The organism is Cupriavidus pauculus, assembly GCF_022179805.1.
Lineage (GTDB): Bacteria > Pseudomonadota > Gammaproteobacteria > Burkholderiales > Burkholderiaceae > Cupriavidus > Cupriavidus pauculus_E.
On record NZ_BPUO01000005.1, the window covers coordinates 264,672 to 291,124 of the forward strand.

25 protein-coding genes are annotated in these 26,453 nt (G+C 66.9%); 17 read left to right on the plus strand and 8 right to left on the minus strand.

Annotation, left to right across the window (positions count from 1 at the left end; translation table 11 throughout):
• The first annotated feature begins 61 nt into the window (after window positions 1-61).
• The 5 genes from cobW to MFF62_RS12235 all read left to right on the plus strand — a co-directional run bounded on the left by cobW (window position 62) and on the right by MFF62_RS12235 (window position 7,856).
• Window positions 62-1,126, plus strand: coding sequence for a cobalamin biosynthesis protein CobW (cobW, locus tag MFF62_RS12215; RefSeq protein ID WP_238263379.1), 1,065 nt, complete (start codon window positions 62-64; stop codon window positions 1,124-1,126).
• Window positions 1,127-1,138: 12 nt separating this feature from the next.
• Window positions 1,139-4,921 (plus strand): cobaltochelatase subunit CobN, encoded by a 3,783-nt coding sequence (cobN, locus tag MFF62_RS12220; RefSeq protein WP_238263380.1) that lies wholly within the window; start codon window positions 1,139-1,141, stop codon window positions 4,919-4,921.
• A gap of 41 nt (window positions 4,922-4,962) precedes the next feature.
• Window positions 4,963-6,003 carry a magnesium chelatase ATPase subunit I gene (locus MFF62_RS12225; protein ID WP_238263381.1) on the plus strand — a complete coding sequence of 347 codons (1,041 nt, stop codon included), beginning with the start codon at window positions 4,963-4,965 and terminating at the stop codon, window positions 6,001-6,003.
• Between the two features lie 80 nt (window positions 6,004-6,083).
• Window positions 6,084-6,683: a vWA domain-containing protein gene (locus MFF62_RS12230; RefSeq protein ID WP_238263382.1), complete on the plus strand. Its 600-nt coding sequence runs from the start codon at window positions 6,084-6,086 to the stop codon at window positions 6,681-6,683.
• Window positions 6,684-6,782: 99 nt separating this feature from the next.
• Window positions 6,783-7,856: a methyl-accepting chemotaxis protein gene (locus MFF62_RS12235; protein WP_238263569.1), complete on the plus strand. Its 1,074-nt coding sequence runs from the start codon at window positions 6,783-6,785 to the stop codon at window positions 7,854-7,856.
• A 15-nt stretch (window positions 7,857-7,871) separates the two neighbouring features.
• On the opposite strand, the gene MFF62_RS12240 is transcribed toward MFF62_RS12235, so the two are convergent.
• Window positions 7,872-8,750, minus strand: a complete 879-nt coding sequence (locus MFF62_RS12240; RefSeq protein ID WP_238263383.1) for an alpha/beta hydrolase — start codon at window positions 8,748-8,750, stop codon at window positions 7,872-7,874.
• 464 nt (window positions 8,751-9,214) lie between these two features.
• Between MFF62_RS12240 and MFF62_RS12245 the strand changes: the two genes are divergently transcribed.
• Together MFF62_RS12245 and MFF62_RS12250 are read left to right on the plus strand one after the other, a co-directional pair.
• Complete coding sequence (locus MFF62_RS12245) at window positions 9,215-9,784, plus strand: copper resistance protein CopQ (RefSeq protein ID WP_238263384.1); 570 nt, start codon at window positions 9,215-9,217, stop codon at window positions 9,782-9,784.
• A gap of 266 nt (window positions 9,785-10,050) precedes the next feature.
• Window positions 10,051-10,665: a TetR/AcrR family transcriptional regulator gene (locus MFF62_RS12250; RefSeq protein ID WP_238263385.1), complete on the plus strand. Its 615-nt coding sequence runs from the start codon at window positions 10,051-10,053 to the stop codon at window positions 10,663-10,665.
• 55 nt (window positions 10,666-10,720) lie between these two features.
• Here the strand turns inward: MFF62_RS12250 and MFF62_RS12255 are convergent, their stop codons facing one another.
• Genes MFF62_RS12255 through MFF62_RS12265 form a run of 3 tightly spaced genes read right to left on the minus strand, consistent with a single transcriptional unit; the run spans window position 10,721 to window position 13,434 of the window.
• Window positions 10,721-11,470, minus strand: a complete 750-nt coding sequence (locus MFF62_RS12255; RefSeq protein WP_238263386.1) for an alpha/beta fold hydrolase — start codon at window positions 11,468-11,470, stop codon at window positions 10,721-10,723.
• The gene (locus tag MFF62_RS12260) at window positions 11,467-12,498 is read right to left on the minus strand and encodes a M14 family zinc carboxypeptidase (protein WP_238263387.1); all 1,032 of its coding nucleotides are present in this window, start codon (window positions 12,496-12,498) and stop codon (window positions 11,467-11,469) included. The genes MFF62_RS12255 and MFF62_RS12260 overlap by 4 nt, the downstream gene beginning before the upstream one ends.
• Window positions 12,499-12,519: 21 nt before the next feature.
• Window positions 12,520-13,434 carry a LysR substrate-binding domain-containing protein gene (locus tag MFF62_RS12265; RefSeq protein ID WP_238263388.1) on the minus strand — a complete coding sequence of 305 codons (915 nt, stop codon included), beginning with the start codon at window positions 13,432-13,434 and terminating at the stop codon, window positions 12,520-12,522.
• A gap of 106 nt (window positions 13,435-13,540) precedes the next feature.
• On the opposite strand from MFF62_RS12265, the gene MFF62_RS30780 reads away from it, so the two are divergent.
• Together MFF62_RS30780 and MFF62_RS12270 are read left to right on the plus strand one after the other, a co-directional pair.
• Complete coding sequence (locus MFF62_RS30780) at window positions 13,541-14,212, plus strand: M20/M25/M40 family metallo-hydrolase (protein ID WP_283205333.1); 672 nt, start codon at window positions 13,541-13,543, stop codon at window positions 14,210-14,212.
• Window positions 14,139-14,882, plus strand: coding sequence for a M20/M25/M40 family metallo-hydrolase (locus tag MFF62_RS12270; RefSeq protein WP_283205334.1), 744 nt, complete (start codon window positions 14,139-14,141; stop codon window positions 14,880-14,882). Before MFF62_RS30780 ends, MFF62_RS12270 begins: the two co-directional genes overlap by 74 nt.
• Before the next feature lie 66 nt (window positions 14,883-14,948).
• Here the strand turns inward: MFF62_RS12270 and MFF62_RS12275 are convergent, their stop codons facing one another.
• A complete protein-coding gene (locus MFF62_RS12275) occupies window positions 14,949-17,093 on the minus strand; it encodes a phosphocholine-specific phospholipase C (protein ID WP_238263389.1) in 2,145 nt (714 codons plus the stop codon).
• A gap of 63 nt (window positions 17,094-17,156) precedes the next feature.
• A complete protein-coding gene (locus tag MFF62_RS12280) occupies window positions 17,157-17,339 on the minus strand; it encodes a hypothetical protein (protein ID WP_238263390.1) in 183 nt (60 codons plus the stop codon).
• 471 nt (window positions 17,340-17,810) lie between these two features.
• Here MFF62_RS12280 and MFF62_RS12285 point away from each other — a divergent pair, with 471 nt between their 5' ends.
• Window positions 17,811-18,293 (plus strand): hypothetical protein, encoded by a 483-nt coding sequence (locus tag MFF62_RS12285; RefSeq protein WP_238263391.1) that lies wholly within the window; start codon window positions 17,811-17,813, stop codon window positions 18,291-18,293.
• Between the two features lie 52 nt (window positions 18,294-18,345).
• Here the strand turns inward: MFF62_RS12285 and MFF62_RS12290 are convergent, their stop codons facing one another.
• On the minus strand, window positions 18,346-19,494 hold the full coding sequence (locus MFF62_RS12290) for a DSD1 family PLP-dependent enzyme (protein ID WP_238263392.1): 1,149 nt from the start codon (window positions 19,492-19,494) through the stop codon (window positions 18,346-18,348).
• Between the two features lie 190 nt (window positions 19,495-19,684).
• Between MFF62_RS12290 and MFF62_RS12295 the strand changes: the two genes are divergently transcribed.
• From MFF62_RS12295 to MFF62_RS12305, 3 genes are all read left to right on the plus strand, one after another.
• Entirely contained in the window at window positions 19,685-20,059 is a 375-nt protein-coding gene (locus tag MFF62_RS12295) for a DUF6152 family protein (RefSeq protein ID WP_238263393.1), read from the plus strand.
• 3 nt (window positions 20,060-20,062) lie between these two features.
• Window positions 20,063-20,563 (plus strand): DUF6644 family protein, encoded by a 501-nt coding sequence (locus MFF62_RS12300; protein ID WP_238263394.1) that lies wholly within the window; start codon window positions 20,063-20,065, stop codon window positions 20,561-20,563.
• A gap of 144 nt (window positions 20,564-20,707) precedes the next feature.
• Window positions 20,708-22,252, plus strand: coding sequence for a methyl-accepting chemotaxis protein (locus MFF62_RS12305; protein ID WP_238263395.1), 1,545 nt, complete (start codon window positions 20,708-20,710; stop codon window positions 22,250-22,252).
• A gap of 15 nt (window positions 22,253-22,267) precedes the next feature.
• Here the strand turns inward: MFF62_RS12305 and MFF62_RS12310 are convergent, their stop codons facing one another.
• The gene (locus MFF62_RS12310) at window positions 22,268-22,861 is read right to left on the minus strand and encodes a 2-hydroxychromene-2-carboxylate isomerase (RefSeq protein ID WP_238263570.1); all 594 of its coding nucleotides are present in this window, start codon (window positions 22,859-22,861) and stop codon (window positions 22,268-22,270) included.
• A 157-nt stretch (window positions 22,862-23,018) separates the two neighbouring features.
• Here MFF62_RS12310 and MFF62_RS12315 point away from each other — a divergent pair, with 157 nt between their 5' ends.
• The 4 genes from MFF62_RS12315 (at window position 23,019) to alaC (ending at window position 26,370) form a co-directional block, all read left to right on the plus strand.
• The gene (locus tag MFF62_RS12315; protein WP_238263396.1) at window positions 23,019-23,726 is read left to right on the plus strand and encodes a PadR family transcriptional regulator; all 708 of its coding nucleotides are present in this window, start codon (window positions 23,019-23,021) and stop codon (window positions 23,724-23,726) included.
• 2 nt (window positions 23,727-23,728) lie between these two features.
• Complete coding sequence (locus MFF62_RS12320; RefSeq protein WP_238263397.1) at window positions 23,729-24,565, plus strand: siderophore-interacting protein; 837 nt, start codon at window positions 23,729-23,731, stop codon at window positions 24,563-24,565.
• 70 nt (window positions 24,566-24,635) lie between these two features.
• A complete protein-coding gene (locus MFF62_RS12325) occupies window positions 24,636-25,031 on the plus strand; it encodes a hypothetical protein (RefSeq protein ID WP_238263398.1) in 396 nt (131 codons plus the stop codon).
• Window positions 25,032-25,152: 121 nt separating this feature from the next.
• Entirely contained in the window at window positions 25,153-26,370 is a 1,218-nt protein-coding gene (alaC, locus tag MFF62_RS12330; protein ID WP_238263399.1) for an alanine transaminase, read from the plus strand.
• Window positions 26,371-26,453 lie beyond the last annotated feature (83 nt).

Consider the following 26,453-nt stretch of genomic DNA (forward strand, 5'->3'; position numbering starts at 1 on the left):
TGGACAGCCTCCGCGTATGTCCGTATCCTGATCGCCTTTGCAAATCCAGCCCGATTACAGCATGCAGACTTCCAAGATTCCGGCCACCATCGTCACGGGCTTCCTGGGCAGCGGCAAGACCACCTTGCTGCGCCATATCCTCGACAACGCCAACGGCCGCCGCATCGCGGTGATCGTCAACGAGTTCGGCGAACTGGGCATCGATGGCGAGATCCTCAAGGGTTGCGGCATCGGTTGCGACGACGCTGGCGAGCCCACGGGCCAGCTCTATGAACTGGCCAATGGCTGCCTGTGCTGCACGGTGCAGGAAGAGTTCTTCCCGGTCATGGAACAGCTGCTGGAGCGCCGCGACCAGATCGACCACGTGCTGATCGAGACGTCGGGGCTGGCACTGCCCAAGCCGCTGGTGCAGGCCTTCCACTGGCCCAGCATCCGCAACGCGTTCACCGTGGACTCGGTGGTGACCGTGGTCGACGGCCCCGCCGCCGCTTCGGGCCAGTTCGCGGCCAATCCGGCCGCCGTGGACGAGCAGCGCCGCGCCGATCCGAACCTCGACCACGAATCGCCGCTGCACGAACTGTTCGAGGACCAGCTTGCCAGCGCGGACCTGGTCATCCTGAACAAGACCGACCTGATGGACGCGGCGCAGATCGCCGCCGTGGAAGCGCTGGTGCGTCCCGAGATCCCGGCCGAGGTCAAGATCGTGCCGGCACAGGCCGGTTCGCTGGATGTGAACAGCCTGCTGGGGCTGAATCGCGCGTCGGAAGACACGATCCACCTGCGTCCCGACCATCACGGCAGCGCCGACGATCCTGATCACGCCGACCATCATCACGACGAATTCGACTCGGTGGTGGTGCAGGCCGGCACGGTGGAGCGCGATGCGCTGGTGGCGGCGCTGCAGAAGCTGGTGGCCGACCACACGATCTATCGCGTGAAGGGCTTCGCCACGCTGCCGGGCAAGGCCATGCGCCTGGTGCTGCATGGCGTGGGCCAGCGCTTCGACAGCTATTTCGACCGCGCCTGGCGTGCCGGCGAGCCGCAAGGCACGCGTGTGGTGCTGATCGGGCAGGACCTGGACGGCGCCGTGCTGCAGGCGTCGCTGGATGCCGCGCTGGCGGCGTAACCGCCAAACGTAATGCACCTGCTGTCCACCCGGCCCGGCGGCTTTGTCGATGACAACGCCGTCGTGCTGCGCATCGAGCAGACGCCGGGAGACATCGTCGTCCTGAGCGCGGCCGATACCACGCTGTCGCTGCTGGCCGGCGCGGTACCCAGGCTGGGTGCCGACTATCCGGCCGTGCGGCTGGCCAACCAGATGTACCTGCGCCAGCCGGCGTCGCTCGATTTGTATATCGACGAAGTGCTGCAGCACGCGCGCGTGGTGGTGGTGGACCATCTTGGCGGCGCCAGCGACTGGGCCTACGGGCTGGAACGCCTGCCCGAACTGGCCCGTGCGCGCGGCCAGTTGCTGGTGATGTTCTCGGGCGATCTGACCGAGGACGACAACCTGGCCCGCCTGGGCAACGCGCCGCCCGGCTTGTCGCATCAGCTCTGGGGCTATCTGCGCGAGGGCGGGGCGGGCAACGCCGAGCAATTCTTCCGCTGCCTGGGGCAGCACGCCTTCGGCCATCAGGCTCCCGTGCTGCCCGTGCAGGTATTGCCGCAGGCCACGCTGTACCACCGTGCGCATGGCGTGGCGACGGTGCAGGACTGGCGGCGCGAATGGGCATTGCGCGGCTGCGCGGGCGGCCCGGTGGTGGCGCTACCGTTCTACCGGTCGCACCTGCAGGCCGGCAACACCGATGTCTTCGATGCGCTGGCCGATGCGCTGCTCGATGCCGGCATATGCCCGTTGCCACTGGCTGTGAGTTCGCTCAAGGAGCCACTGTGCCGCGAGGTGCTGCAGCGGCTGTGCGACGCGCACGGCGTGGCGCTGGTGCTCAATACCACGGCGTTCTCGGTAGCATCGCTCGATGCTGCGGCTGACGCCGACGCACCGCTGGCCAACGACGCCCCGGTGCTGCAGGTGATCCTGAGCGGCGGCAACCGCGAGGATTGGCTGGCCGACAGCCAGGGCCTGGGCACGCGCGACGTGGCCATGCACGTGGCCATGCCCGAGGTCGACGGCCGCATCATCACGCGCGCGGTCAGCTTCAAGGGCCTGGCGTATCGCTGCCCCCATACCGAGGTCGACGTGGTGCGCTACCAGCCCGACGCCGAGCGCGTGCGCTTTGTCGCCGAACTGGCGCGCCGCTGGTGCCGCCTGCGCACACTGCCGGCCGCTGAAAAGCGTGTGGCACTGGTGCTGGCCAACTATCCGGCCAGCGAAGGGCGTATCGGCAATGGCGTCGGGCTGGACACGCCCGCGTCGGTCGTGGGCATCCTGGCGATGCTGCGCGATGCCGGATATGCAGTGGGTCCGCTGCCTGCCGATGGCGATGCGCTGATGCGCGGCCTGACGCAAGGCGTCACCAACGATCTGGACCAGCACGCATGGCGGCCCGCGTTCCAGAGCGTGGCGATGGCCGACTACAAGGCGTGGCTGGCGCAGTTGCCGCAGGCCGGGCAGGATGCCATCGCGGCGCGCTGGGGTGCGCCGGAGGCCGATCCGATGGTGCGCGACGGACGCTTCATGGTGGCTGGCGTACGCACGGGCAACGTGTTCGTCGGTATCCAGCCGGCGCGCGCCTACGGCGTGGATGGCTACGCGAGTTACCACGATGCCGAGCTGGTGCCGCCGCACGGCTACCTGGCGTTCTACTTCTGGCTGCGACACGTGTTTGCCATCGACGCGGTGGTGCACGTGGGCAAGCATGGCAACCTGGAATGGCTGCCGGGCAAGAGCGTGGCGCTGTCCGCCGACTGCTGGCCCGACGCGATCCTGGGGCCGCTGCCGCATCTCTATCCGTTCATCGTCAATGACCCGGGCGAAGGCGCGCAGGCCAAGCGGCGCACCCAGGCCGTGATCATCGACCACCTGATGCCGCCGCTCACGCGCGCGGAGAACTACGGGCCGCTGCAGGACCTGGAGCGCCAGGTCGACGAATACTACGAGGCGCTGAGTATCGATCCGCGCCGCGCCAGGCTGCTGCGGCGTGAGATCCTGAAATCGATCGTCGGCCAGCAACTGCATCGCGAACTCGGCATCGACGCGCCGGCCAATGGCGCCGAGGAAGACGCGCTGTTGAACCGCACCGATGCCTGGCTGTGCGAACTCAAGGAGTCGCAGATCCGGGATGGGCTGCATGTGTTCGGCATGTCGCCGCAGGGCCGGCAGCGTCGCGATACGCTGGCCGCGCTGGGGCGATTCCCGGTGGGCGATGGCGCCGACGGCCGGTCCGGGCTGCTGACCGCGCTGGCGGCGGACCTGTCGCTGGGTGATGGCTTTGATCCGCTCGATGCCGACTGGGCCGCGCCGTGGACCGGGCCGCGTCCCGACGTACTGGCAGCCATCGACGAATCGCCGTGGCGCCACCACGGCGATACGCGCGAGCGGCTGGAAGCACTGGTGCTGCGCCTGCTCGACAACGACGCCGCGCCCGGACCGCGCTCGGCGGCCGTGCTGGCACGCCTGCGCGAACAGGTGGCGCCGCGCCTCGATGCCTGCGGCGGACAGGAACTGCTGCAACTCGAACGTGGGCTGGCGGGCCGTTTCGTGCCGGCGGGCCCGAGCGGCGCGCCGTCGCGCGGGCGTCCCGACGTATTGCCCACCGGGCGCAATTTCTATTCGGTCGATACGCGCGCGGTGCCCACGCGCACCGCATGGACGCTGGGGCTGCGCTCGGCCAGCCAGTTGATCGAGCGACATCTGCAGGAGCACGGCGAATACCCGCGCGCGGTGGGGCTGTCGGTGTGGGGCACGGCGACCATGCGCACCGGGGGCGACGATATCGCGCAGGCGATGGCGCTGCTTGGCGTGCGGCCTAAATGGGCGCACGGCAGCCATCGCGTGGTCGATTTCGAGATACTGCCGATGACGGTGTTCGACCGGCCGCGCGTGGACGTGACGCTGCGGGTGTCGGGCTTTTTCCGCGATGCGTTTGCCAACCTGGTGTCGCTGTTCGATGCCGCCGTGCGGGCCGTGGCTGCGCTCGACGAGCCGGCCGACGTGAATCCCGTGCGCGCCCGCGTGCTGGCCGAACAGGCCGAGCTGGAGGCGCAGGGCCTGCCGGCCGACGCCGCACGCGAACGTGCGAGCTGGCGCGTGTTCGGCGCGCGTCCCGGCGACTACGGCACCGGGCTGCAGAACCTGATCGATGGACGGAGCTGGCAGACCGATGGCGACCTGGCGCACGCCTACCTGCAGGCGGGGGGCTACGCCTACGGCCAGCGTGCCGATGGCATCGAGGCACGCGACACGTTTGCGGCCAGGCTGGCCGGGATCGATGCAGTGGTACAGAACCAGGACAACCGCGAGCACGACATTCTCGATGCCAACGACTACTACCAGTTCCAGGGCGGCATGGTGGCGGCGGTGCGCCATCTGGGCGGCGTGCAACCGGCGATCTATCACGGCGACCACGCCAACCCGGCGGCGCCGCGCGTGCGCACGCTCAACGAGGAAATTGCGCGCGTGATCCGTACGCGCGTGGTCAATCCGAAGTGGATCGACGGTGTGCGCCGCCACGGCTACAAGGGCGCATTCGAAATGGCCGCGACCGTGGACTACCTGTTCGGCTATGACGCCACCGCGCGCGTGGTGGGCGATCACCAGTACGCGCTGGTGGCCGACGCCTACGTGCACGACGCCGCCACGCGCGATTTCCTGGCGCAACACAATCCGCGCGCGCTGCAGTCCATCTGCGAGCGGCTGCTGGAAGCCATGGAGCGCGGGCTCTGGCAGGAGCCGGGCGACCAGAAGGCGCGGATCGAACACCATCTGCTTGACAACGAACAGCGTCTGGAAGGGATGCAATGACCCACTCGGCTCACTCGGCTCATTCGGCCCAAGGCGCGGCAATGCGCCCGATCTTTCCGTTCAGTGCCCTGGTGGGGCAGTCGGCGCTGCAGCAGGCGCTGCTGCTGGCGGCCGTGGACCCCGGCATCGGCGGCGTGCTGGTCACGGGCCCGCGCGGCACGGCCAAGTCCACGGCGGCGCGTGCGCTGGCTGAGCTGCTGCCGCATGGGCAGTTCGTGACGCTGCCGCTGGGCGCCAGCGAAGAGCAATTGACCGGCACGCTCGACCTGGGCCATGTGCTGCGGCAGGGCGAGGTGCGGTTCCAACCCGGCCTGCTGGCGCGCGCGCACGACGGCGTGCTGTACGTCGACGAAGTCAACCTGTTGCCCGATCCGCTGGTGGACCAGTTGCTCGACGTGGCGGCCAGTGGCGTCAACGTGGTGGAGCGCGACGGCGTATCGCACCAGCATCCAGCGCGGTTCGTGCTGGTCGGCACGATGAATCCGGAAGAGGGCGAGCTGCGGCCGCAATTGCTGGACCGCTTCGGGCTGGCGCTGGCCCTGTCGAACTACGACGATCCGGCCGAACGGCAGGCGATCGTGCGCGCACGGCTGGCGTTCGAGTCCGACCCCGCCGCGTTTCGTGCTGCTGTGGCGCAGCGCCAGGACGAACTGGCGCGCCAGGTGGTGCGCGCCCGCGCGGCGCTGGGTGCGCTGGATTTTGGCGATGCCGTGCACGACCGCGTCAGCGCCTTGTGCCTGGAGGCCGCCGTGGACGGCGTGCGCGCGGATCTGGTAATGCTGCGTGCCGCGCGGGCACTGGCTGCATGGCAGGGCGCGGCGGCCATCGACGCCAGTCACGTCGATGCCGTGGCCGAACTGGTGCTGCATCACCGCCGCCATACGACAGCGCCGCAGCAGCCTGCCCAGCCGGCGCCATCGTCCGCCGGCAGTCATGCCGATGATGCCGAAGGTGCCGATGGCACGAACACCGGCGATGCCGAAGCCAATCCCTGGGGCGCGATGCCGCCGCCCCAGCCGGCCGGCATTGCCAACGTCAAGCCGCTGAAGCCGTTCAGGAAGCTGCCGCCAAAAAAAGCCTGAGCCACCGGCGGCCGTCGGCAACGGACCGGCAGGGCGGCCATCGGTGGCGGACACCTCGACCCATCGCACTCCGGCATGCCGTGCAGGGCGGGCAGCCCGGCAGCCGCATCCACTGGCCGCGCACGCTCGGTGCCAAACGGCAGGCGCCGCTTGATTCCGGCCACCTGCGCTTCCGGCGCGCCGACGCGCGAGCCGGCGTACTGCATTGCTTCGTCCTGGACTGCTCGGGCTCGATGGCCCATGGCGAACAACTGGCGCTGGCCAAGGGCGTGCTGGTGCGGCTGATCGAACGCGCGTACCAGTCGCGTGCGGACGTGGCGCTGGTCTGCTTTGCCGGGCAACACGCCGAAGTGCGGCTGGCGCCATCGCGTGCACGTCCGTGGAATGACGACTGGATCCGGCCGATTGCCGGCGGTGGTGGCACGCCGCTGCGGCTGGGTGTGGCGCGTGCCGACCAGTTACTGGCCCGCCAGGCCCGCCGCCAGCCCGCGCAGCAGCGCTGGCTGTGGCTGCTGACCGATGGCCGTAGCGCCGAGGCGCCGGCGCGCCCGGACTGTGCCGATCACCTCGTGGTGGTGGACGTCGAACGCCATGCGCTGCCGCTGGGCCTCTGCCTGCGGCTGGCGAGCGAATGGGACGCCGACTACCGCACCGCTGATTCGCTTGCGATCGAGGCCTAAAGTTTTTCGCCCGTACTTCCGTTAGCCCATCGATAGCCCCGGACCACTCGGGGCGGAAACGAGGAGCGGAAACGAATCATGGCCTGGGACAACTTGAGTATGCGCACCCGCCTGGGTGCTGCATTTGGCGTCAACCTGCTGCTGATGGCGGCCATGCTGGTGCTGGCGCTGGGCCAGGTGGCGGACGGCGGCACGCGTAGCTGGCTCTGGACGCTGGCCATCGTCGTGGTGGTATTCAGCGTGATTTGCTGGTTCCGGCTGGCGCACGCGATCGAGGCCCCGCTCAAGGAGGCGGAATTCATCGCCGAGACCGTGGCGGCGGGCGACCTGAGCAAGGATTTCGAGACCGAGCGCGGCGGCGACTTTGGCCGTCTGCTGGGCGGGCTGGGCGAGATGGAAGACATGCTCACCGACCTGGTGACGCGGATCAAGGGCGCCAGCGATTCGATCTCGTCGGCCTCGCAGCAGATTGCCGTGGGCAACACCGACCTGTCGCAGCGCACCGAGGAGCAGGCTGCCACGCTGGAGGAAACCGCGTCGAGCATGGGCGAACTGACCGCCATGGTGAAGCAGAACACCGAGCGCGCCCGCACCGCCAACGGGCTGGCGGCGTCGGCATCGGGCATCGCCGAGCGCGGCGGCACGATCGTCAGCAACGTGGTGCAGACCATGGACGCCATCAGCGTCAGCTCGCGCAAGGTGACCGACATCATCGCCGTGATCGAGGGCATCGCGTTCCAGACCAACATCCTGGCCCTGAATGCCGCCGTGGAAGCAGCGCGCGCGGGCGAGCAGGGTCGCGGCTTTGCCGTGGTGGCGGGCGAGGTGCGCACGCTGGCCCAGCGCAGCGCGGCGGCGGCCAAGGAAATCAACGTCCTGATCAACGATTCCGCGCGCCAGGTGGAAAGCGGCTCGGCGCTGGTGGGCCAGGCCGGCCAGACCATGGAGGAAATCGTGCAGGCGGTGCGTCGCGTAACGCAGATCCTGGGCGAGATCGCCGTGGCATCGGAACACCAGAGCGAAGGCATCGAGCAGGTGAACGTGGCGGTCACGCAGATGGACGACGTGACGCAGCAGAACGCCGCACTGGTGGAACAAGCGGCGGCGGCATCGTCGGCGCTGGCCGATCAGGCGCAGGAACTGCAGAAGGTGGTGGGCGAGTTCAGGCTCTGAGCCCGGGCCGGCCGCTTACAGCCGGCCGCCCTGCAGCCATGCGATCACGGGCGCCCAGAAGGCCTTCATGAAGGGCGTCTCGATGGCCGCGTTGTGCGGCAGGTTCTCGAATACCACCAGCCGGCTCGGCCCCCGTGCCGCGCGGACCAGGTGCTCGGCCTGGCGGAACGGGATGGTTTCGTCGCGCCGGCTGTGAATCAGCATCAGCGGCAGCTTCGACATGCGTAGCCGCGCCACGTTGTCCCACGGATTAGGCAGCGCCCACGCCAGCCAGCGCGGTACCAGGCCGGTGGCCACCGCCGCCGCGCGCGCCGAACAGAATCCCGCTCCGATCACCAGCCCGTCCGGCAACGGCCGCAGGCCATCCAGCACATCGAGCAGCACGCCGCTGCCCAGCGAATAGCCCATGACATAGTGCCGCGCCGCCTGCGGTGTAGCCGCGCGGAACTGCGCAAACGCGGCCAGCGCGTCCTCGCGCAGATGGGCCACGCTCGGCGTGCCGGTGCTGGTGCCATAGCCGCTGTAGTCGAACACGAAGGAACTGATGCCGGCGGCATGCAGCAGCGCCTGCACGGGCGCCCAGTCCGCCAGGCATTCCTCGTCGCCATGGAAGACGGCCAGCGCTGGCGCCGCCGGATTGGCCGCCGCCACCCACGATGCGTGCAACGCGCGGTCGCCGCTCTCGAACGTGAATTGGCGCGACGTCACGCCCAGGTCGTCCGGGCGCAGGGTGCCGACCTGGCCCGGGACGAATGCCTCGCGTTCGATGGCCCGGTACAACAGCAGCCTGCCGACGCCCGCCATCACCGCCAGCCCGGCCAGGCCCAGCGCCCCCGCGAACCAGCGCCGGTATTTGAAGTGGGCAGGGCGGCGGTCGTTCGGCGTCGATGGCATGGGAATTCGGCAAACAGCGAGGGCAGGTGTGATAACCGTAGCACTTGCGGGGCCAATGGGAAGCAGGTTTGTCTGCTGTGCTTTGGCTTGCGCTGAAAAAAACCGATACAAATCAATCGGATATCTACGAAATAAACGCGCTCTATGGCTCTGATAGAAATCTTTTTGAGCCCAGTCATGAATTTCTCCTTGCTTATCTATCTACGGGTAGATAGTATTCGAGCCATGGACAGCGACGCAGCTGACGAACCGGAAGAAAAAACGGAACGGAAGAGGCGAGACGGTCCAAGCAACACCAGGCAGTTTCAGTACCGGAAGCGGTCTTTTTTAAATCCCGGTTATCTATCTATCAGTAGATAGCAGCTTGCAAGGCAGGCCGGGACAGACCGCTGAAATTGCAGCACGAACCCATTGCCACGCGATCGACAACGAACCAGATCGCCCGGCATCGCAAGGAGAGCATCATGAACGCCAAGACCATCCTGACCGCCGCCGCCCTCGCAGCCGCTTTCGTAACGGGCGCAGCCCAAGCCTCGCAGCCGACCGGTGAAGCCTACGGTTATTCGTATCGTGTGAACGACCAACGCAGCACCTTCACTGACGGCGCCCGCATCGGCAACCGTGACCCCTTTACCGACGGCGCCCGCATCGGCAACCGCGATGCCTTCACCGACGGTGCCCGCGTAACGAACCGTGATGGCCTGGTTGCCGGCATCGGTTCGCGTGATGTCTACACCGACGGTGCCCGCGTCACCAACCGCGACGGCCTGGTTGCCAGCATCGGTTCGCGTGACGTCTACACCGACGGTGCCCGCATCACCAACCGCGACGGCTTTAGCGACGGTGCCCGCACCGCCGACCCGTACCTTGATGGCGCCCGCTTCGTAGCCGGCCTGGACACCAAGGGTGTTTCGGCAAGCCCGGGCCGCACTGTCGATCCGTACCTGGACGGCGCCCGTGGCAACGGTCCGCGCAACCCGTACTTTGACGGTGCCCGCTCGACCGACGTCTACACCGACGGCGCCCTGGCCTGATCGGCCGATCGAAGAAGTTTCACCATGACCTGGTGATGAAGTAATGCAGACGGCACCCCACAAGGGTGCCCGTCTGCTTTTTGCAGGCGAACTACCATGAAAGCAGTGGGACACGATGCCCTGGTCCTGGGCGGATGGCTGGCGCTATGTGCCGCCAGTGGTGCAGCCATCACAGTGGTGGTGCAGGTACTGGCCTGATCCGCCGGAAGATTGACTCCGGGAAAATCCCGGTTGAGTATCTATCTTCGTGTAGATAAAGTGCAGCCATGAAAACGCAACCCGTCCGCGAGCAACTGCTCGAACATACGCTGGTCTTGATCCGCAGCCGTGGCGCCAATGGGTTCAGCTATCGCGACCTGGCCGAGCTGGTGGGGGTCAAGACGTCAAGCATCCACTATTACTTCCCGGCCAAGGACGATCTGGTCCTGGAAGCGGTGCAGGAGTACAGCCGGCGCATTTCCGCGCGGCTGGCTGGCATCGACGACAGCCTGCCGGTGCTGGAACAGGCCAAGCTGTACCTGGACCCGCTGCGCCAGACCTGCGGCTCGGGGCAGATCTGCCTGGCCGGCATGTTGTCCACCGAGATCCTGAGCCTGCCGGAGTCGGTGCACCATGTGCTCAAGGATTTCTACCGGATCAACGAGGCGTGGCTGACCAAGCTGCTGGAACGTGGCCAGCGCGAGCGTGAAACGCCGTACCCGGTGCCACCGGCGATGCTGGCGCAGGTGATCTACGGATCGCTGCAAAGCGGCCTGATCGCGGCGCGGCTGTTCGGCACCCATGAACGGCTGGACGCAGCGGCCGAGACACTGCTTGGCGCACTGTGCAACCAGCGCGCCAAGGCGCTGATGGACTCGCAAGTTACCTGCGGATCGCTGTAACACCAGCCCGCAACGCACGACAAACCGCCCGATGGCCCTGCCACCGGGCGGTTTTTTATTGGCCGGGCGCCGACGCACCCACCGTTTCGCAGAGCCATTGCGGGTCGTCGTGCGGCAGGTCGTGGCCGGCCCAGGGGTGGCGTGCATGTTCGGCGCTCCACGCGGTGGCCAGCCGGATCGAGCACGATGGGTTGACCAGCCGGTCGGCGTCGGACGACACGATCAAGGTGGGGCAGGCCGGCGCCGCTGACCCCGCGGAGAAGCGCGCCGCCGCTAGCAGTTGCTGCCAGGCCGCGTAGCGCGACACCGGTGCGCTCTGGCCGATCTCGACCCAGCGCGCCAGGTCGGCGTCGCGCGTGTCCAGCCGCTCGCAGGTCAACCGGTGAATGGTGCGCTCGCAGCGTGCGCGGTCGTGCCAGTGTTGCGCCATACCCAGCAGCGCGGCCCAGTTGCGCGGCCGCAGCCGCTCCGTGGCGCGGCTGAACGGCCGCATGCTCGTATTGACCAGCACCAGGCCGCCCACTTCGGCGGGCCAGGCCTCGGCCCAGTCGGTGGCTACCATCGCGCCCAGCGACATCGCCAGGATGCGCCAGGGGCCGTTGCGGTTCGATGCGTGGGCGGCGGCGCGCACGGCTTCGGTCATGCCCCGGATGGTGCCGGGAATTGGCTGGTGGCGTGCATTGCCGTTGCCCGGCAGGTCGATCATCAGCGGCGGGGGCAGGCCATGGGCCGTCCAGCGGCTCGGCAGGTCGCCCCAGTGGCGCGACTCGCGCGTCAGGCCGCGCAGGAAGATCCAGCCGCTCATGGCACGGGCTTGCCATTGCGCCAGTGCGCGCTGGCCTGCTCCAGCAGATGCTGGCGGTGCGCGCCTTGCGGCAGCCAGCGCTCCGGCGCCACTGCCACGCGGCCCAGGAAGTCGAACAGGCTCACATGCCGGCGCAGCACGCGCGCGGTGCGATGGGCCTTGATCGGATTGAAGATGCCTGCGCGCGAGAAAAGCTGGCGCGGATTCTTCTTGATCCAGAGCCACGAGCCCAGTTCCAGCGTCATCGGCAGGAACAGGCAGGCCGGCGGCGTGCGGTCGTAGGCGTAGTCCCACAGGTCGCCATGCAGCAGGTACTGGTGGCTTTGCGGCTCGAATGCGTAGCCGTGGTGCGGATGGGCCTGTTCGAACATGGTCTTGAGCAGATACATCTCCGGCAGGTGCGGCATCGGCGTGTGCGTGCGCGCATACGGAAACCAGATGCTGTCGCGCCAGCCGTAGCCCGAATGGCAATCCACGGCAAAGCTCAGCGGGCGCGGCAGCAGCTCGGACTCCACCACGCGCAGCAACGCCATGCTTTCCGCCTCCATCGGCGCGTCCGCCCGGCCCCGGTACCAGGGCAGCCAAGCGCCAATACGCTGGCCGCCGGCCAGAAACGGCACCCTGGCATCGGCATTCTGCGGCGCATTGCGCATCAGGTCCACCCCGTTCGGATTGGCACGCGTGGCCACGTACATGCCGCCCGGGTTGACGATCGGCATGAACACCAGCCGCACCGTTTCCAGTTGCCGATGCAGCAATTCGTCCCAGCTCAGCCGGCACAGCAGCGACCGCATGTAATCCAGCACAAGCTGCGTGCCGATGCGCTCCAGGCCGTGGATGCCGCCGAAGATGCCGATGGCCGGCGCGTCGGGAGAACGCGTACCCAGGCTGGCCACGTGCACGTCGAACGTGTGGCCCAGCGCATCAACGTGGCATGCGGTGCGGGTCTCGAACCACGGGGCTCCCAGTTCCAGCAGCGTCAGCAGCTGGTCGTACTCTGGAAAGCTAGAGGAGACCGGAACGGTCATTGGCGGGGGCGTGGGGGCGGGTCAGTTCAATATAGGCGCTGGCGGCGGCGCCTCGCAACGCTGGGCGCCGATGCCAACGGGCGGCACCAGACATTCCAGCAGCGCGCCCACCAGCCGCGTGTGGCGGCGCCCGGCCAGGCAGTACAGGTATTCGTGGATGACCGGTGCCTGGCTGGCAAACGGCACCACCACCAGCGCCGGATCGCGCGGCACCTCGCCCTCGGGCATCACGCTGGCGCCGAGGTTGTGGCGAATCGCCTCGCAGATGGCCTCGCGGCTGCCGATCACGGTATGCGACGGCATGTCCGCGCCGGCCGCCCGCAACGACGCCTCGGTGGCCTCGCGCGTCATCGACCCCTGTTCGCGCACCAGCAGGTGGCAGGCCGACAGCTCGGCCACCTCCACCCGCGGCCGGCGCGCCAGCGGATGCACGGGATGCACCACCAGCACCATCGGGTCGGCGGCCAGCGTCACGCGGTGCAGGCGGTCGTCGTCCAGCGCATGCGACGACACCGCTGCGTCGATGCGGTACTCGTACAGCGCGTCGATCATCTGCTTGGAATTGCCAATCTCGATGCTGATCTCGATGGCCGGATAGCGCTGCCGGAACGCCGCCACGCTGCGCAGGATGTAGTAGGGGCCAGTGGCGCCGATCCGCAGGTTGCCAAAGCGCAGGTTGCCCGCGTTGCGCAGCAGGAAATCGGCATTGCTCTCCTGCTGCATGATTTGCTCGGCCAGCGGCATCAACGCCACGCCCACGTCGCTCAGGTCCACCCGGCTGGCGCGGCGGTGGAACAGTTCCACGCCGTACAGCTCCTCCAGCTGGCGGATGCGGCCGGTCACCGTGGGCTGGCTCACGCGTAGCTGGCGCGCGGCCGTGGTGATGCTGCCCTGTCGTGCCACCTCGTAGAAGGTCATCAGCAGATCGCCAAGCATTGGGGTTCCGGGACTCATGCAATAGCGGCGGACTATAAGGCGGAATTGTGACAGCGTGACGAATCCATGCGCACCGTCAATCCGTGCCGGAGAGCGGCTGGCAATAATGCCGCCTCACGGTGCGGAAGACTTCAAGAACAGCACCGACGCCGAGGGGGATTCATTCATTCAGGAGTACAACACGATGCACAAGAGGTTACTCGGTGCGGTGGCTATCGCCGCCGCCATGGCGGTGTCTTACGGCTGTTCGGACAGCGCCGCATCGCCACCCACCTACGACAGCGCGCTCGATACCGCGTCCCGGGCCGAACAGGCCGCCACGCTGCAAACGCTTGAGGCGCTGGTCAATATCGAAACGGGGCCCAACGACGCCGTCGGCATGAAGGAGATGGGCGATTACCTGGTTCCGGGGCGCCTCGGAGATCTCGGTGCCACCGTGACGCGCCACGCCGCCGCCGCAGGCGGCGTGGGCGAGAACATCGTCGGCACGTTCCAGGGCACCGGCGGCGCGAAGATCCTGCTGATGGCGCATATGGATACCGTGTATCCGCGCGGATCGCTGGCCCGGGCGCCATTCCAGATCGACGGCAACCGCGCCTACGGGGCGGGTATTGCCGACGACAAGGCTGGCATCGCCGTCATCCTGCATGCGCTGGCCATGCTGAACGCGCGGGGCTTCCGGCAGTACGGCCACGATCACCGTGATGTTCAACACGGACGAGGAGATCGGGTCGTTCGGCTCGCGCGACCTGATCCAGCAGTTGTCGGCGTCGCATGACTACGTGTTGTCCCATGAGCCCGCCGTCGACGGTTCGGAAAGCTTTGGCATGGCGACTTCCGGCATTGCCCATGCGGAAGTCACGGTCAAGGGCGTGGCATCGCACGCGGGGGTGGCGCCCGAACTGGGCGTTAATGCGCTGACCGAGGCGGCCGACCTGATCCTGCGCACGCAGGATATCGACGACAAGGGCCGCGAGATCCGCTTCAACTGGACGCTGGCATCGGCGGGGTCGGCATCGAACGCGATTCCGGACGTGGCCAAGCTGACGGCCGACATGCGCTACGGCCGCAATGACGACTACGACGCCATCGTCGCCATGCTCGCCGAGCGTGCACAGCGCAAGCGGCTTCAAGGGTCCCAGATCGACATCGACATGAAGCGCGGGCGTCCGGCGTTCAACGCGAGCACCAAGGGCCAGGCGCTGGCAGCCAAGGGCCGGGCCATCTACGAGGAGGTGGGCGGCAAGATCTCCATCGCCAGCACGCGCACCGGCGGCGGCAGCGACGCGGCCTATGCGGCGCTGACGGGCAAGCCCGTGCTGGAGGGGATGGGCCTGCCCGGCTTCAACTACCACACGAACGCTGACGAATACGTGCTGGTCGATGCCATTCCGCGCCGCTTGTACCTGGAGACGCGCATGATCATGGATCTGGCGCAGGGCAGGTAAGCGGTTCTTGCACGCTCTCCGGCTGGCGCCGGAGAGCGTTTGCGGCAGGGGCATCAGCCACCCAGATCAGCCACCCATTTCCGGATCGGACGTGGTGTGGGTACCGTTCTCGAGCCGGCCGGCAAAGCGGCGGCTGAACCCGCCCTGTGGCGTGGTCACCGAAAAGTCGTACCAGTTGGCCTGGATGCCCACGGGGTAGTGCTGGTCCAGTTCCTTGCCGGCGGGCACTTCGAACGTCCACGGGCCGTCCTTGCGGTAGGCATTGGGCTTGACCGTGAACGTGCACGACGTGCTGCCGCGATTGATCAGCGTGAGCCAGACCTGGGCCCCGGCTTCGTCATAGCAGACGCGGATTTCGGGTGCGGCGCCGCCGCCGGCGGACTTCTGCGCCGTGATGTCGCCCACGAACGCGCGGTGGTAGCCGTTCGGACCCAGCACCCAGAAGTTGTAGCGTCCGCCGTTGCCGCTCACATCGATCTTGGCGTCGTAGGACTTGCCGGCTTCGATCGCGTAGCGACGCGGCACATCGCCCAGGTGCAGGCGGTCATAGACATGGAACACGGCGGCCTGCTGGCCATCGTTCTTGAAACGCAGCCAGAAGGTGTTGGTGGCCGGCTCTTCCAGTCCGCTGGTGTGCAGCGAATAGGGCAGGGCGCGCGACGGCCGCGTGCCGCCCAGTTGCTTGGGCATGGTCTGGGCGGTCACGGTGGGCGTGGGGACCTGCGCCTTGGCTTCCTGCGCGGTGCGGTCGGCGTCGGCGCCGGTCTTGGTCAGCGGCGTGATGCCCAGCGCGGCGTTGCCATTGGGATTGATGAAGTCGAATGCCGACATCAGGTCGCCCATGACGGCGCGGCGGTACTCGCTGATGTTGGTCTCGGCCACGCCAAAGCGCTGTTCCAGGAAGCGCAGCACCGACGTGTGGTCGAACACCTGCGAGTTGACCCAGCCGCCTCGGCTCCACGGCGACACCACGTACATCGGCACGCGCGGGCCGGGGCCGAACGGGGTCTTGTCGACGCTGTAGTACTCGGTGGACGCATCCATCGACGTGTAGCCGACGGGCTTGCCCGACGCGTCAAGCGCCGGTGCGCACGGGGGCGGCACGTGGTCGTAGAAGCCGTCGTTCTCGTCGAAATTGATCAGCAGGACAGTGCGGCTCCAGATGTCGGGATTGGCCGTCAGCGCGTCGAGCACCTGCTGGGTGTACCAGGCGCCTTGCACCGGGCTCGACGGTCCGGGGTGCTCCGAATACGTGGCCGGTGCGACGATCCAGGAGACCTGGGGCAGCGTGCCGGCCGCGATATCGTCGCGCAGCGACTGCAGGAAGCCGCCATCGGGCATGGTGTTGCCGATGCCCTTGAACAGCGGATTGGTCGTGTCGTCGGCCGGCGTGTAGGCCGGGTACGGCGAACCGTTGGCGGCGTTGCCACGCGCGGTGTTGGCGGCGCGGTATTGCTGGAAGCCGGCCAGCGGGTTGTCGGTGAAGTTGTCCGGCATGTTCTGGTAGACCTTCCAGGTCACGCCGGCGGTCTGCAGGCGTTCCGGATAGGTCGTCCAGGTGTAGTTGATGGCCGTGGCGTCCAGCGAATCGCCGCGGTTGTCGATGACCGGGCCGCCGTGGGTGCCGAACGGATCGTTGGTGCCGGTCCAGTGGAACAGGCGGTTGGTGTTGGTGCCGCCATGGAAGCTGCAGTGGTAGGCATCGCACAACGTGAAGGCATCGGCCAGCGCGTACTGGAACGTCAGTTCCTGCTTGGTGTAGTAGCCCATCGACTGCAGCTGCTTCGACGTCGGCCACGCGCTCATGCGGCCCAGGTCCCACGCGGCCTGCGCGTCGGGCTGGCTGTGCGGGGTGCCGTTGACGCGCTGCGCGTTGCCGGCGGTCTGGTCCAGGTGGTACGGCAGCACGATGCGCTTGTTGTTGCCGTTGGCGTAGGTCTGCTCGAAGACGTTGCGGCCGCCGGCCACCGGAATCGGAAAACGGTCGCCAAAGCCGCGCACGCCGTTCATGGTGCCGAAGTAGTTGTCGAACGAGCGGTTCTCCTGCATCAGGATCACCACGTATTCCACGTCGCGGATGGACTTGGTCGCGTTATTGGCCGGAATGGCCAGCGCGCGGCGGATGGCCGGCGGAAAGGCGGAGAGGGCGGCGGTGGCGGCGGCGCTGCCACCGGCCATTTTGAGGAAATTGCGTCGGCTGCTGGAAGTCATGTCGGGTTGCCTGAAGTTCGGATGCGCGGATCTATGGATTGGCGATGGAGCGTGACGCGGCAATCAGGGCGCGCACTTCATTTGCGGCTTCACCTCGGGCGTGCCGGTGCTCGGCGTGCCCGGGTTGTTCGGCGGCGTGTTGTTGTCGCTGTCGCCGCCGCAGGCGGTCAGGGCCGTGCAGAGCAGCAGGGCGGCCAGCGCGCCCAGCGGGCGCCGCCAGGCAACGGTTCGGATGGCTTCGGTCATGGTCTTTGTCTCGTGCGGGGAGGGGCAAGCTGCACCACATGGCGTGCGATGCGAAGCCGCAGCGTAAGCAGCGGACAGGTCACCCCGGTGACACGGATCACAAGATTTCCGATACCGGCATTCGCGTTTTTGGTACTCCATGTACACACATTGCATACATGGACACGATCAAGAAATGTGCATATCCGAACGCTTGTTCCATCGCGCAAGGCCGTAATTTCTGCTGCGATGCACCACGCGGTGTGCTAAGGTTTTAGACGTTTCCCTCAAAACACAGATAGCTTCGCCAAAGCAGCGAGCGTTGATGATTTCCGGGGAAGCCGCGCCAGTTCTCGCCTGCAGGGTAGTGACGCGAAACCGAGAACCTCTTGCGCCATTTTTGTTGCGGTCGCAACAAGCCGTGACCTTGCTTGTAAACGGGGCAGCCCGCCACCAAAGTGGTAGGCGGAAGGGCGTTCGCAGGAGCTGCACATGGAACAAGAAACGGATTACGTCTGGCATTACACGGTAGGTACCCCGCTGGTCGCCATTGCGCGCTCGGGGCGGCTCATGCCGGCCGTATCCCATGCGGCGGCCCCGCGTTCGGGCGACGAGATCCTCTGGTTCTCGCGCAATCAGCAATGGGACCCGTCCGCCACACGCGACGACGGGTTGAGCCACGCCAGGCAAACGCTGTCGCGTGCCGCGCTGCATGCGCGCTTCGGGCTCTACCGGTTTGGCTTGCCCGAGCGCGATATCCGGCTGTTGCCGTGGCCCACGGTCACGCGCGTGGCCGACATCGATGTCCCCGAGGCAATGACGATGGTCGCCAGCGGCCTGCGCTGCGGCGCGGCGCCCACCGACTGGATCGGCACGCTGAGTGCGATCCCGCTGCCGGAACTGCGCTTCGAACGATGGTCCGGCGCCGCCTGGGTGCCGGCCGACCTGGACGAATTGGTGGCCCAGTTCGCCTGAGCCCGAGGATAAGCGCGAGGACGAGCCTGAGCCCGACTCGCGCGTTGCCCGACTAGCGGCTCAGGCCGCGCGCCGAAATCGGCCAGACACTTTCCACCACGCCCGCCCGGATGCCCACGATCTCGTCATGGAGGTTCAGCGTGGGATCGCAATGCCCCGGCACCAGCATCATGCGGCTACCCAGCGCGGGCAACTTTCCGACCATGTCTTCATGCTTCGGCATCACGATGCCGTGTTCGTCGTTGGCGGCCACATAGTCGAGCGTGCCCGATTGCTTGCCATTGGCCCAGATCCAGGGCAGCCCCGAATCCACAGCCAGCGACTTCAGCCCCGCATCCACCACGACGCGATCTCCCGCCGCCACGCTCATCACTGCCGTCGCGACGAACAGGCTGTGCTCGAAGCGCAGCGCTCCCCCATAGGTGTTGGCGCCATAGTCGGCGTCCATGAACACGTACGAGCCCGGTTGGATCTCGGTGTACACGCCGCTGCCCATGTCGAACTCGACGCTGCCGCTGCCGCCACCCGTCACCACTTCGCATGGCACACCGGCTGCCTCCAGCCGTGCGATGAAGCTGCCGGCGCGATCGGCGGCGCGCGCGGCGCCGTCGCTTCGTTCGGCCCAGCCACGCAGATGCTGGATACCGCCGTGATAGGCCTGCAGCCCGCGCATCGTCAACTGGCCATGCGCGGCGATGCGCTCCACCAATTTCAGCATCGCGGCCGGATCGGTGACGCCGCAGCGCCCCTGGCCCACGTTGACCTCGACGAAGACATCGAGCCGCGTGCCGGCCGCGGCGGTGGCGGCGGCCAGCGTGTCGACCTGCGTCAAGTCGTCCACGCACACGCTCAGCCGTGCATGGCGCGCCAGTTCCGCCAGCAGCGCTGCCTTGGTCGGCCCGACCACTTCATTGCTGATATGGATGTCGCGCACGCCTGCCTGCATGAAGGGAATGGCTTCGGTGACCTTCTGGCAGCAGATGCCCACCGCGCCGCGCGCAATCTGCGCCAGCGAGATGTCGGGGCACTTGTGGGCCTTGGCATGCGGGCGGAGCTTGATGCCGCGCCGGTCGGCCGCGGCCTGCATGCGGTCAAGATTGGTGGCGAAGAGATCGAGGTCCAGGACCAGCGAGGGGGTGTCGATGGTGTCGGCCGGCTGGCCCGGGCGCGCGGCTGGCGGCAGATCAAAGGCGAAGGACATGTTCTGGAACGCGTGGAAGTGCGTGGTGATTGCGTGAAGTCGCGGGAAAGCGCCCGGATGTCAGGCGGGACAGAGCCGCCCACAGCGTAACACGGCGTGCGGGATGCTCCTCCTTGCGCTCCGGCCTCGGTCATCTACGATGGGTTGGGTGTCCCCGATCCTCCCGATTCCCAAGCAAAGGAGTGCTGCCATGACGTTCCTGCGTATCAAGGTGTCCCGACTTGCCGCCAGCGCGGCCGCCGCGACGGCGCTGGCCAGCCTGCCCGCCATCGCCCATCACGGCTGGTCGACCTATGACGAAACGAAGCCGCTTACCGTGACCGGCAAGATCGTGGAGACGCACTACGAGAACCCGCACGCGAGCATCCGCGTCGACGTGCAGGGCAAGCGCTGGCTGGCCGTGCTGGCCCCGGTGTCGCGCATGGAATCGCGCGGCGCCACGGCGGAGAAGGTGGCCGTGGGCAAGCAGGTCACGATGGTTGGCTACGCCAGCAAGGAAAAGGCCGACGAGATGCGCGTGGAGCGCATCACGTTCGACGGCGGCCAGACCGTGGAACTGCGCTGACCGATGGCATCGCTCGATGCCTGGGCCGGTCAGCTTTCGGCGGCGCCATTCGCGGTATGGCTGCGGGCGTCGGCCTGGGCCTATCCCGTCTGTGAAATCCTGCACCTGGCCGGCATGGCCCTGTTGTTCGGATCGATCGTGGTCGTGGATCTGCGCCTGGCCGGGTTTGGCCGTCAGTTGCCGGTGACGCTGCTGTTGCGCCATGCCCTGCCGGCGTCGCTGGTCGGCTTCGTGGTGATCGTGGCCAGCGGGGTGCTGCTGTTCGTGGCGCATGCCGACGAACTGATCGCCAATCGCGCGTTCCTGATCAAGCTGGGCCTGATCGTGTTCGGCCTGGCCAATGCCGCGTGGTTTCACGCCGGCCCGTACCGGTCGCTGCACGCCGGGCAGGGCGGCTGGGAAACGCTGCGCGCGCCGCCGCCACTGGCCCGTGTGTGCGCCGTGCTGTCGCTGGTGACCTGGGCGCTGGTCATCTGTGCCGGTCGCCTGATTGCGTACGTCTAGCCGTGAAAGTGGGCTCAAAGTGGCGTTTACATCGCATGTCTAGCCTGCAATTTGATGTAACGCAAAGAGTGTGCATCGGAGGTCTCAAGGTTTCAGGGCGCAAGACGTAAAGCTGGGCTGAACCCATACGTTTAGAGCCCCCCGATGAACAACCTGAGTATTCGCCACGGACTGCTGGCGACGCTTGTGATTTTTGGCCTGATGATCATTTTTGGCGCCGTGCTTGGCGTCAGCCAGCTAAGCGCCAGCAGCGATTCCGCGGAACGCATCCACGTGATTGCGTCGCGCGCCTTGCTGATCAACGACGCCTACAAGGACATGACGCGCGCCCGCTCGGCGCTCACGCGTGCTTACAGTTCGGCCAAGGCCAGCGGACAGGTCAACGCCGACGCGCTGGCCAGCGCGCAGAAGTCGATCAGCAAGTCGAAGGATGAACTCGACGCGTTTGACAAAGCGCCGGCCATCCGCGAGCAGGACGCTTCCACGCGCGACGACATCGTGGCCGCGGGCCGCGCCCACATGGACGTGGTGCAGCGTGGCCTCGACGCGCTGCGCGGCGGCGACCCCGATGGCTACGCTGCCATCAACGACAAGGACATCACGTCGTCGGGTGCCAAGTACTCGGCCGGCGTGGAACGCTTCCAGCAGTTCGCCTCCAAGCTCAACGACGATGCAATGGCCGAAGGCCGGACGCGGCTGAATCGCGTGATCCTGCTGGTTTGCGTGGGGCTGGCCATGTCGGTCGCGATGATCGTCGCGGTGCACCTGGCACTGCGCCGCCTGGTGGTGACGCCGCTGAACCAGGCGCGCGACCTGATCATGCGCGTGGCCGATGGCGACCTGACGATCAAGGTGCCGCAGGCGGGCCGCAATGAAATCGGCCAGTTGCTCGACGCGTTGTCGCGCATGCAGGCCGGCCTGACGCAGACCGTGTCCAAGGTGCGCCTGGGCTCGGATGCGGTGACGGTCGGCGCGCGCGAGATTGCCGCCGGCAACACCGACCTGTCGTCGCGCACGGAGGAACAATCGTCGGCACTGGAACAAACGGCGGCCAGCATGGAGCAGCTGACGTCGACCGTTGGCAACAACGCGGAAAGCGCCACCCATGCCAGCGGCCTGGCGCGCAACGCGGCGGACCTGGCCGCGCGTGGCGGCGAGGTGGTGCGCGGCGTGGTGCATACGATGAGCGAGATCAACACGAGCTCGCAGAAGATCGTCGACATCATCGGCGTGATCGACGGTATCGCGTTCCAGACCAATATCCTGGCGCTGAACGCCGCAGTGGAAGCCGCGCGGGCCGGTGAGCAAGGCCGTGGCTTTGCGGTGGTGGCGGGCGAGGTGCGCAGCCTGGCGCAACGCAGCGCCAATGCCGCCAAGGAAATCAAGGGCCTGATCGATTCGTCGGTAGGCAAGGTGGACGCCGGCACCCAGCAGGTGGAGCAGGCCGGCAGCACCATCGAGGAAATCGTGGCCGCCGTGAAGCGCCTGGCCGATACCGTGAGCGAGATCTCGGCCGCGTCGATCGAGCAGTCCAGCGGTATCACGCAGGTCAGCGAGGCCGTGTCGCAGATGGAGCAGGTGAACCAGCAGAACGCCGCGCTGGTGGAGCAGGCGGCGGCCGCCGCCGATTCGCTCGAATCGCAGGCCAACCATCTGGCAGCCGCCGTGGCTACGTTCCGGCTGGCCTGACGTAGCAACAGGGCATCAGCCGGCCAGTTGTTCCTCGACGAACAGCAGCCGGTCGTTGCCCCAGTAAAGCTTGCCTTCCACGAAGAAGCTGGGCGCGCCAAAGATGCCGCGCGCCACGGCTTCCTCGGTCACGCGTTTCAGTTCGGCCTTGACCTCGGGGTCGTCCAGCATCGCCAGCGCCTCGCGCGGGTCCAGTCCCGCCTCCACCAGCACCTTGCCGATCTCCATCGGGTCGTTGAGGTTCCTGCCCGTTTCCCACATCGCGCTGTAGATCGCGTCCACATAGCGGTGGAACTCGGCATCGCCCTTGCGTTGGTAGCCGATCGCGCCGCGCATCAGCGCCAGCGTGTTGACCGGGAAATGCGGGTTGTGCCGGAACGGCACGCCATAGCGGGCGGCCCAGCACTGCAGGTCGTGCTGCGACCAATCGCTCTTGGCCGGAATCTCCATCGGGCTATGGTTGCCCGTGCCCTTGAACACGCCCCCCAGCAGCATCGGCCGCCAGACGATGGCCGCGGCGGTGCGCGCCGCCACGCGCGGCAGTTCCTTGTAGGCCAGATACGAATAGGGGCTGCCAAAGTCGAAGAAGAATTCCACCTGTTTCTGCATTTGCATGTCTCCGTCGGGGTTGTCTCTAGTGGCCGTCGCCGAGTGACTTGCATTGTGACAGCAACTGCCCGTTCGACACCAAGGCTAAATTCCGGCTTGACTTTATATCGTACGATATATATCTTACGATACGTCTTACGACATAGCGGAGTGAAGAATGCGACACCAATTCGGTCACAGGGAACACGGTGGCCATTGCGGCCAGCACGGCAAACACCATGGCGGCGCCCGCGCCATGATGGCGATGAAGCTGATGGGCATGATGGGACGCGGCGGCGGCTTCTGGTCGCAAGGCGGCGGTGGTGATTTCGACGGCGGTGACGGCTTTGATGGCGACAACCTGCGCCGCGGCCGCAAGTTCAGCGCGGAAGATCTGCAACTGCTGCTGCTGTCGTTGCTCGACGAAAAGCCGTCGCACGGCTACGAACTGATCAAGGCGCTGGAAACACGCACTGGCGGCTTCTACAAACCGAGCCCGGGCGTGGTGTATCCCGCGCTGACCTTCCTGGAAGACGTGGGCTACGCCACGGTGGACCTGGAAGGCAACAAGAAGCGCTACCAGTTGTCGGAAGCCGGCCGCGCGCACCTGGACCAGAACCGCGCTCGGCTGGAGCAGATGGTGGCGCGCCTGCAGCATGTGGCCCGCAAGATGGACGTCATGCGCCGTGCCATGAGCGGACAGCCGCAGCGCGACGTGGACGAGGGCGGCTGGACACCCGAGCTGATACGTGCGCGTGGACGCCTGAAGCAGATGCTGATGATGCGCAGCGGTGCGACGGCCGACGAGCAGCGCCGTATCGCCGCCATCCTGGAACGCGCTGTCGACGAGATCGAACGCAGCGACAACGACCAACCGGAGACCTGAGTATGAGCGAAACCCGCGACCTGACCGTACAACGCGTGCGCCATCCGCTGAAGATGCGCCTGCTCAAGGTGCTGCGCACGCGCAAGATGTCGCCGCAATTGCTGCGCGTGACGCTGACCGGCGACGATCTGGCCGATTTCATTTCCGGATCGTTCGATGACCACGTCAAGGTGTTCTTCCCCGAGGCTGCCACCGGCCAGCCGGTGCTGCCGCAAGTGGGCCCGGAAGGCATCTCGTTTCCGGAAGGCCAGCCCCGTCCGCAGGCGCGCGACTACACGCCGCGACGCTACGACAACGCCGCGCGTGAACTCGATATCGAATTCGTGCTGCATGGCGATGGCCCCGCGTCAACCTGGGCCGCGCAGGCGCAGCCCGGCCAGTACCTGGGCGTGGGCGGCCCGCGCGGGTCGTTCGTGATTCCGCATGGGTTCGACTGGCACCTGCTGATTGGCGACGACACGGCGTTGCCAGCCATCGCGCGCCGCGTCGAGGAACTGGGCCCGGATGCGCGCGTGATCGTGGTGGCCGAGGTGGCGGACGAATCGGCGCGCATCGCGCTGGCTACCGGCCCGCTGGCCGAGGTGCACTGGATCCATCGCGACGAACATCGGAACGAGCACGGCGAAGACGCTCCGGAAGGCAGCCAGCTCACGCCCACGCTGCGCTGGCTGAGCCTGCCGGAAGGCGAGGGCTATGTGTGGGCGGCCGGCGAGGCGGCGGCCATGCGCGAGGTGCGCCAGTACCTGGTGAACGAGCGCGGCGTCCACAAGACGCGCATCCGCGCATCGGCCTACTGGAAGCGCGGCAATGCCGCCGTTCACGAAACGATCGACGACTGAACCCAAAGTATGGTTTGCGTGGGGCGGCGGCGCAGCTACACTGCGAACACGCCCATCCACGGACCTTGCCATGCCGAGCCATCGCCCGCTGCCGCTGTCTCTGATTGCCGTACTGACTGCTTCGATCGGACTGGCGGCCTGCGCGCCCGATTCGTTCCGCAACTACGAGGCGCGCGGCCTCAACAGCTATCTGGACCGCGTTCAGGACGTCTGCGCCAACACGCGGCTGGGCAGCCAGCCGCTGGGCGAATGGCTGCGCAGCGGGTCTGACGACAGCGACAGCAACTACGTCTACTGGCTCGACCAGACTTCACGGCTGTACTACAACCGCATCAGCGTGCCCCAGTATCGCGATTCCATCGCGGGCACGTTCGGCGGCGCCCAGTCCAACGCCGACGCGCTGGACTGCATCGTACGCAACCTGCCGGCGGACCGTCCTACCAGCCCGCCAGGCGGCATGTTCTGATTTTTCTCGCCGGCCTGTTGCGCAAAGGCAAACGGCTGGCTACTATCAGTCCGCAGTGGCCGAGACAACGGCCACGACGTCGCTCGGACGGTTCCGGGCGCTTACGTAAAGGACTACCCTCATGACCGCCGAATCCGGCAAGCGCCGCTTTGCGCGCATCGATCGTCTCCCCCCGTACGTCTTCAATATCACCGCCGAGCTCAAGATGGCCGCCCGCCACCGTGGCGAGGACATCATCGACATGAGCATGGGCAACCCCGACGGTGCCACGCCGCCCCATATTGTGGCCAAGCTCGTGGATGCCGCGCAGCGGCCCGATACCCATGGCTATTCGGCGTCGAAGGGCATTCCGCGCCTGCGTCGCGCCATCTCGCACTGGTACCGCGACCGCTACGCGGTGGACATCGATCCGGACAAGGAAGCGATTGTCACGATCGGCTCGAAGGAAGGGCTGGCGCACCTGATGCTGGCTACGCTGGACCGGGGCGACACGGTGCTGGTGCCCGATCCGAGCTACCCGATCCATATCTACGGCGCGGTGATTGCCGGCGCCGATATCCGGTCGGTGCCGCTCACGCCGGGCATCGATTTCTTTGCCGAGCTGGAGCGCGCGATTCGCGGCAGCTATCCCAAGCCCAAGATGATCGTGCTGGGGTTTCCGTCGAATCCGACGGCGGCCTGCGTGGAGCTGGATTTCTTCGAGCGCGTGATCGCGCTGGCGCGCAAGCACGACATCTTCGTGGTGCACGACCTGGCCTACGCCGACATCGTGTTCGATGGCTGGAAGGCGCCGTCGATCATGCAGGTGCCGGGCGCCAAGGACATTGCCGTGGAATTCTTCACGCTGTCCAAGAGCTACAACATGGCTGGCTGGCGCATCGGCTTCATGGTGGGTAATCCGGACCTCGTGGCGGCACTGACGCGCATCAAGAGCTATCATGACTACGGCACGTTCACGCCGCTGCAGGTGGCGGCCATCGCTGCGCTGGAAGGTGACCAGCAGTGCGTGAAGGAGATCGCCGCCCAATACCAGGCGCGCCGCGACGTACTGGCACGCGGCCTGATCGAAGCGGGCTGGCCGGTCGATATCCCGAAGGCGTCGATGTACATCTGGGCACGCATCCCCGAGCCGTACCGCGCGCTGGGGTCGCTGGAGTTCTCGAAGCAGCTGCTGGCCAAGGCCAAGGTGTCGGTATCGCCCGGCATCGGCTTTGGCGACTATGGCGACGAGTTCGTGCGCTTCGCGCTGATCGAAAACGAATCACGCATCCGCCAGGCCGTGCGCGGCATCAAGGCCATGTTCCGCGCAGACGGGCTGGTGAAGCCGGTGGAGGGGTAGGGCTCTCGCTTTCCGTCACCCTCTCCCTCTTGTTTTTTGCTCCCCTCTCCCACGGAGTGAGAGAGGGGTTGGGGGTGAGGGCA

Coding starts and splice junctions, on each gene's coding strand:
- MFF62_RS12310 (WP_238263570.1), bottom strand. CDS start 22,861: ATGCAGAAACAGGTGGAATTCTTCTTCGACTTTGGCAGCCCCTATTCG.
- cobN (WP_238263380.1), top strand. CDS start 1,139: ATGCACCTGCTGTCCACCCGGCCCGGCGGCTTTGTCGATGACAACGCC.
- MFF62_RS12255 (WP_238263386.1), bottom strand. CDS start 11,470: ATGAGCGGCTGGATCTTCCTGCGCGGCCTGACGCGCGAGTCGCGCCAC.
- MFF62_RS12275 (WP_238263389.1), bottom strand. CDS start 17,093: ATGACTTCCAGCAGCCGACGCAATTTCCTCAAAATGGCCGGTGGCAGC.
- MFF62_RS12265 (WP_238263388.1), bottom strand. CDS start 13,434: ATGCTTGGCGATCTGCTGATGACCTTCTACGAGGTGGCACGACAGGGC.
- MFF62_RS12245 (WP_238263384.1), top strand. CDS start 9,215: ATGAACGCCAAGACCATCCTGACCGCCGCCGCCCTCGCAGCCGCTTTC.
- MFF62_RS12240 (WP_238263383.1), bottom strand. CDS start 8,750: ATGCCATCGACGCCGAACGACCGCCGCCCTGCCCACTTCAAATACCGG.
- MFF62_RS30780 (WP_283205333.1), top strand. CDS start 13,541: ATGCCGCCTCACGGTGCGGAAGACTTCAAGAACAGCACCGACGCCGAG.
- MFF62_RS12320 (WP_238263397.1), top strand. CDS start 23,729: ATGAGCGAAACCCGCGACCTGACCGTACAACGCGTGCGCCATCCGCTG.
- MFF62_RS12250 (WP_238263385.1), top strand. CDS start 10,051: ATGAAAACGCAACCCGTCCGCGAGCAACTGCTCGAACATACGCTGGTC.
- MFF62_RS12305 (WP_238263395.1), top strand. CDS start 20,708: ATGAACAACCTGAGTATTCGCCACGGACTGCTGGCGACGCTTGTGATT.
- MFF62_RS12290 (WP_238263392.1), bottom strand. CDS start 19,494: ATGTCCTTCGCCTTTGATCTGCCGCCAGCCGCGCGCCCGGGCCAGCCG.
- MFF62_RS12285 (WP_238263391.1), top strand. CDS start 17,811: ATGGAACAAGAAACGGATTACGTCTGGCATTACACGGTAGGTACCCCG.
- alaC (WP_238263399.1), top strand. CDS start 25,153: ATGACCGCCGAATCCGGCAAGCGCCGCTTTGCGCGCATCGATCGTCTC.
- MFF62_RS12260 (WP_238263387.1), bottom strand. CDS start 12,498: ATGACCGTTCCGGTCTCCTCTAGCTTTCCAGAGTACGACCAGCTGCTG.
- MFF62_RS12280 (WP_238263390.1), bottom strand. CDS start 17,339: ATGACCGAAGCCATCCGAACCGTTGCCTGGCGGCGCCCGCTGGGCGCG.
- MFF62_RS12235 (WP_238263569.1), top strand. CDS start 6,783: ATGCGCACCCGCCTGGGTGCTGCATTTGGCGTCAACCTGCTGCTGATG.
- MFF62_RS12300 (WP_238263394.1), top strand. CDS start 20,063: ATGGCATCGCTCGATGCCTGGGCCGGTCAGCTTTCGGCGGCGCCATTC.
- cobW (WP_238263379.1), top strand. CDS start 62: ATGCAGACTTCCAAGATTCCGGCCACCATCGTCACGGGCTTCCTGGGC.
- MFF62_RS12295 (WP_238263393.1), top strand. CDS start 19,685: ATGACGTTCCTGCGTATCAAGGTGTCCCGACTTGCCGCCAGCGCGGCC.
- MFF62_RS12225 (WP_238263381.1), top strand. CDS start 4,963: ATGCGCCCGATCTTTCCGTTCAGTGCCCTGGTGGGGCAGTCGGCGCTG.
- MFF62_RS12270 (WP_283205334.1), top strand. CDS start 14,139: ATGTTCAACACGGACGAGGAGATCGGGTCGTTCGGCTCGCGCGACCTG.
- MFF62_RS12325 (WP_238263398.1), top strand. CDS start 24,636: ATGCCGAGCCATCGCCCGCTGCCGCTGTCTCTGATTGCCGTACTGACT.
- MFF62_RS12315 (WP_238263396.1), top strand. CDS start 23,019: ATGCGACACCAATTCGGTCACAGGGAACACGGTGGCCATTGCGGCCAG.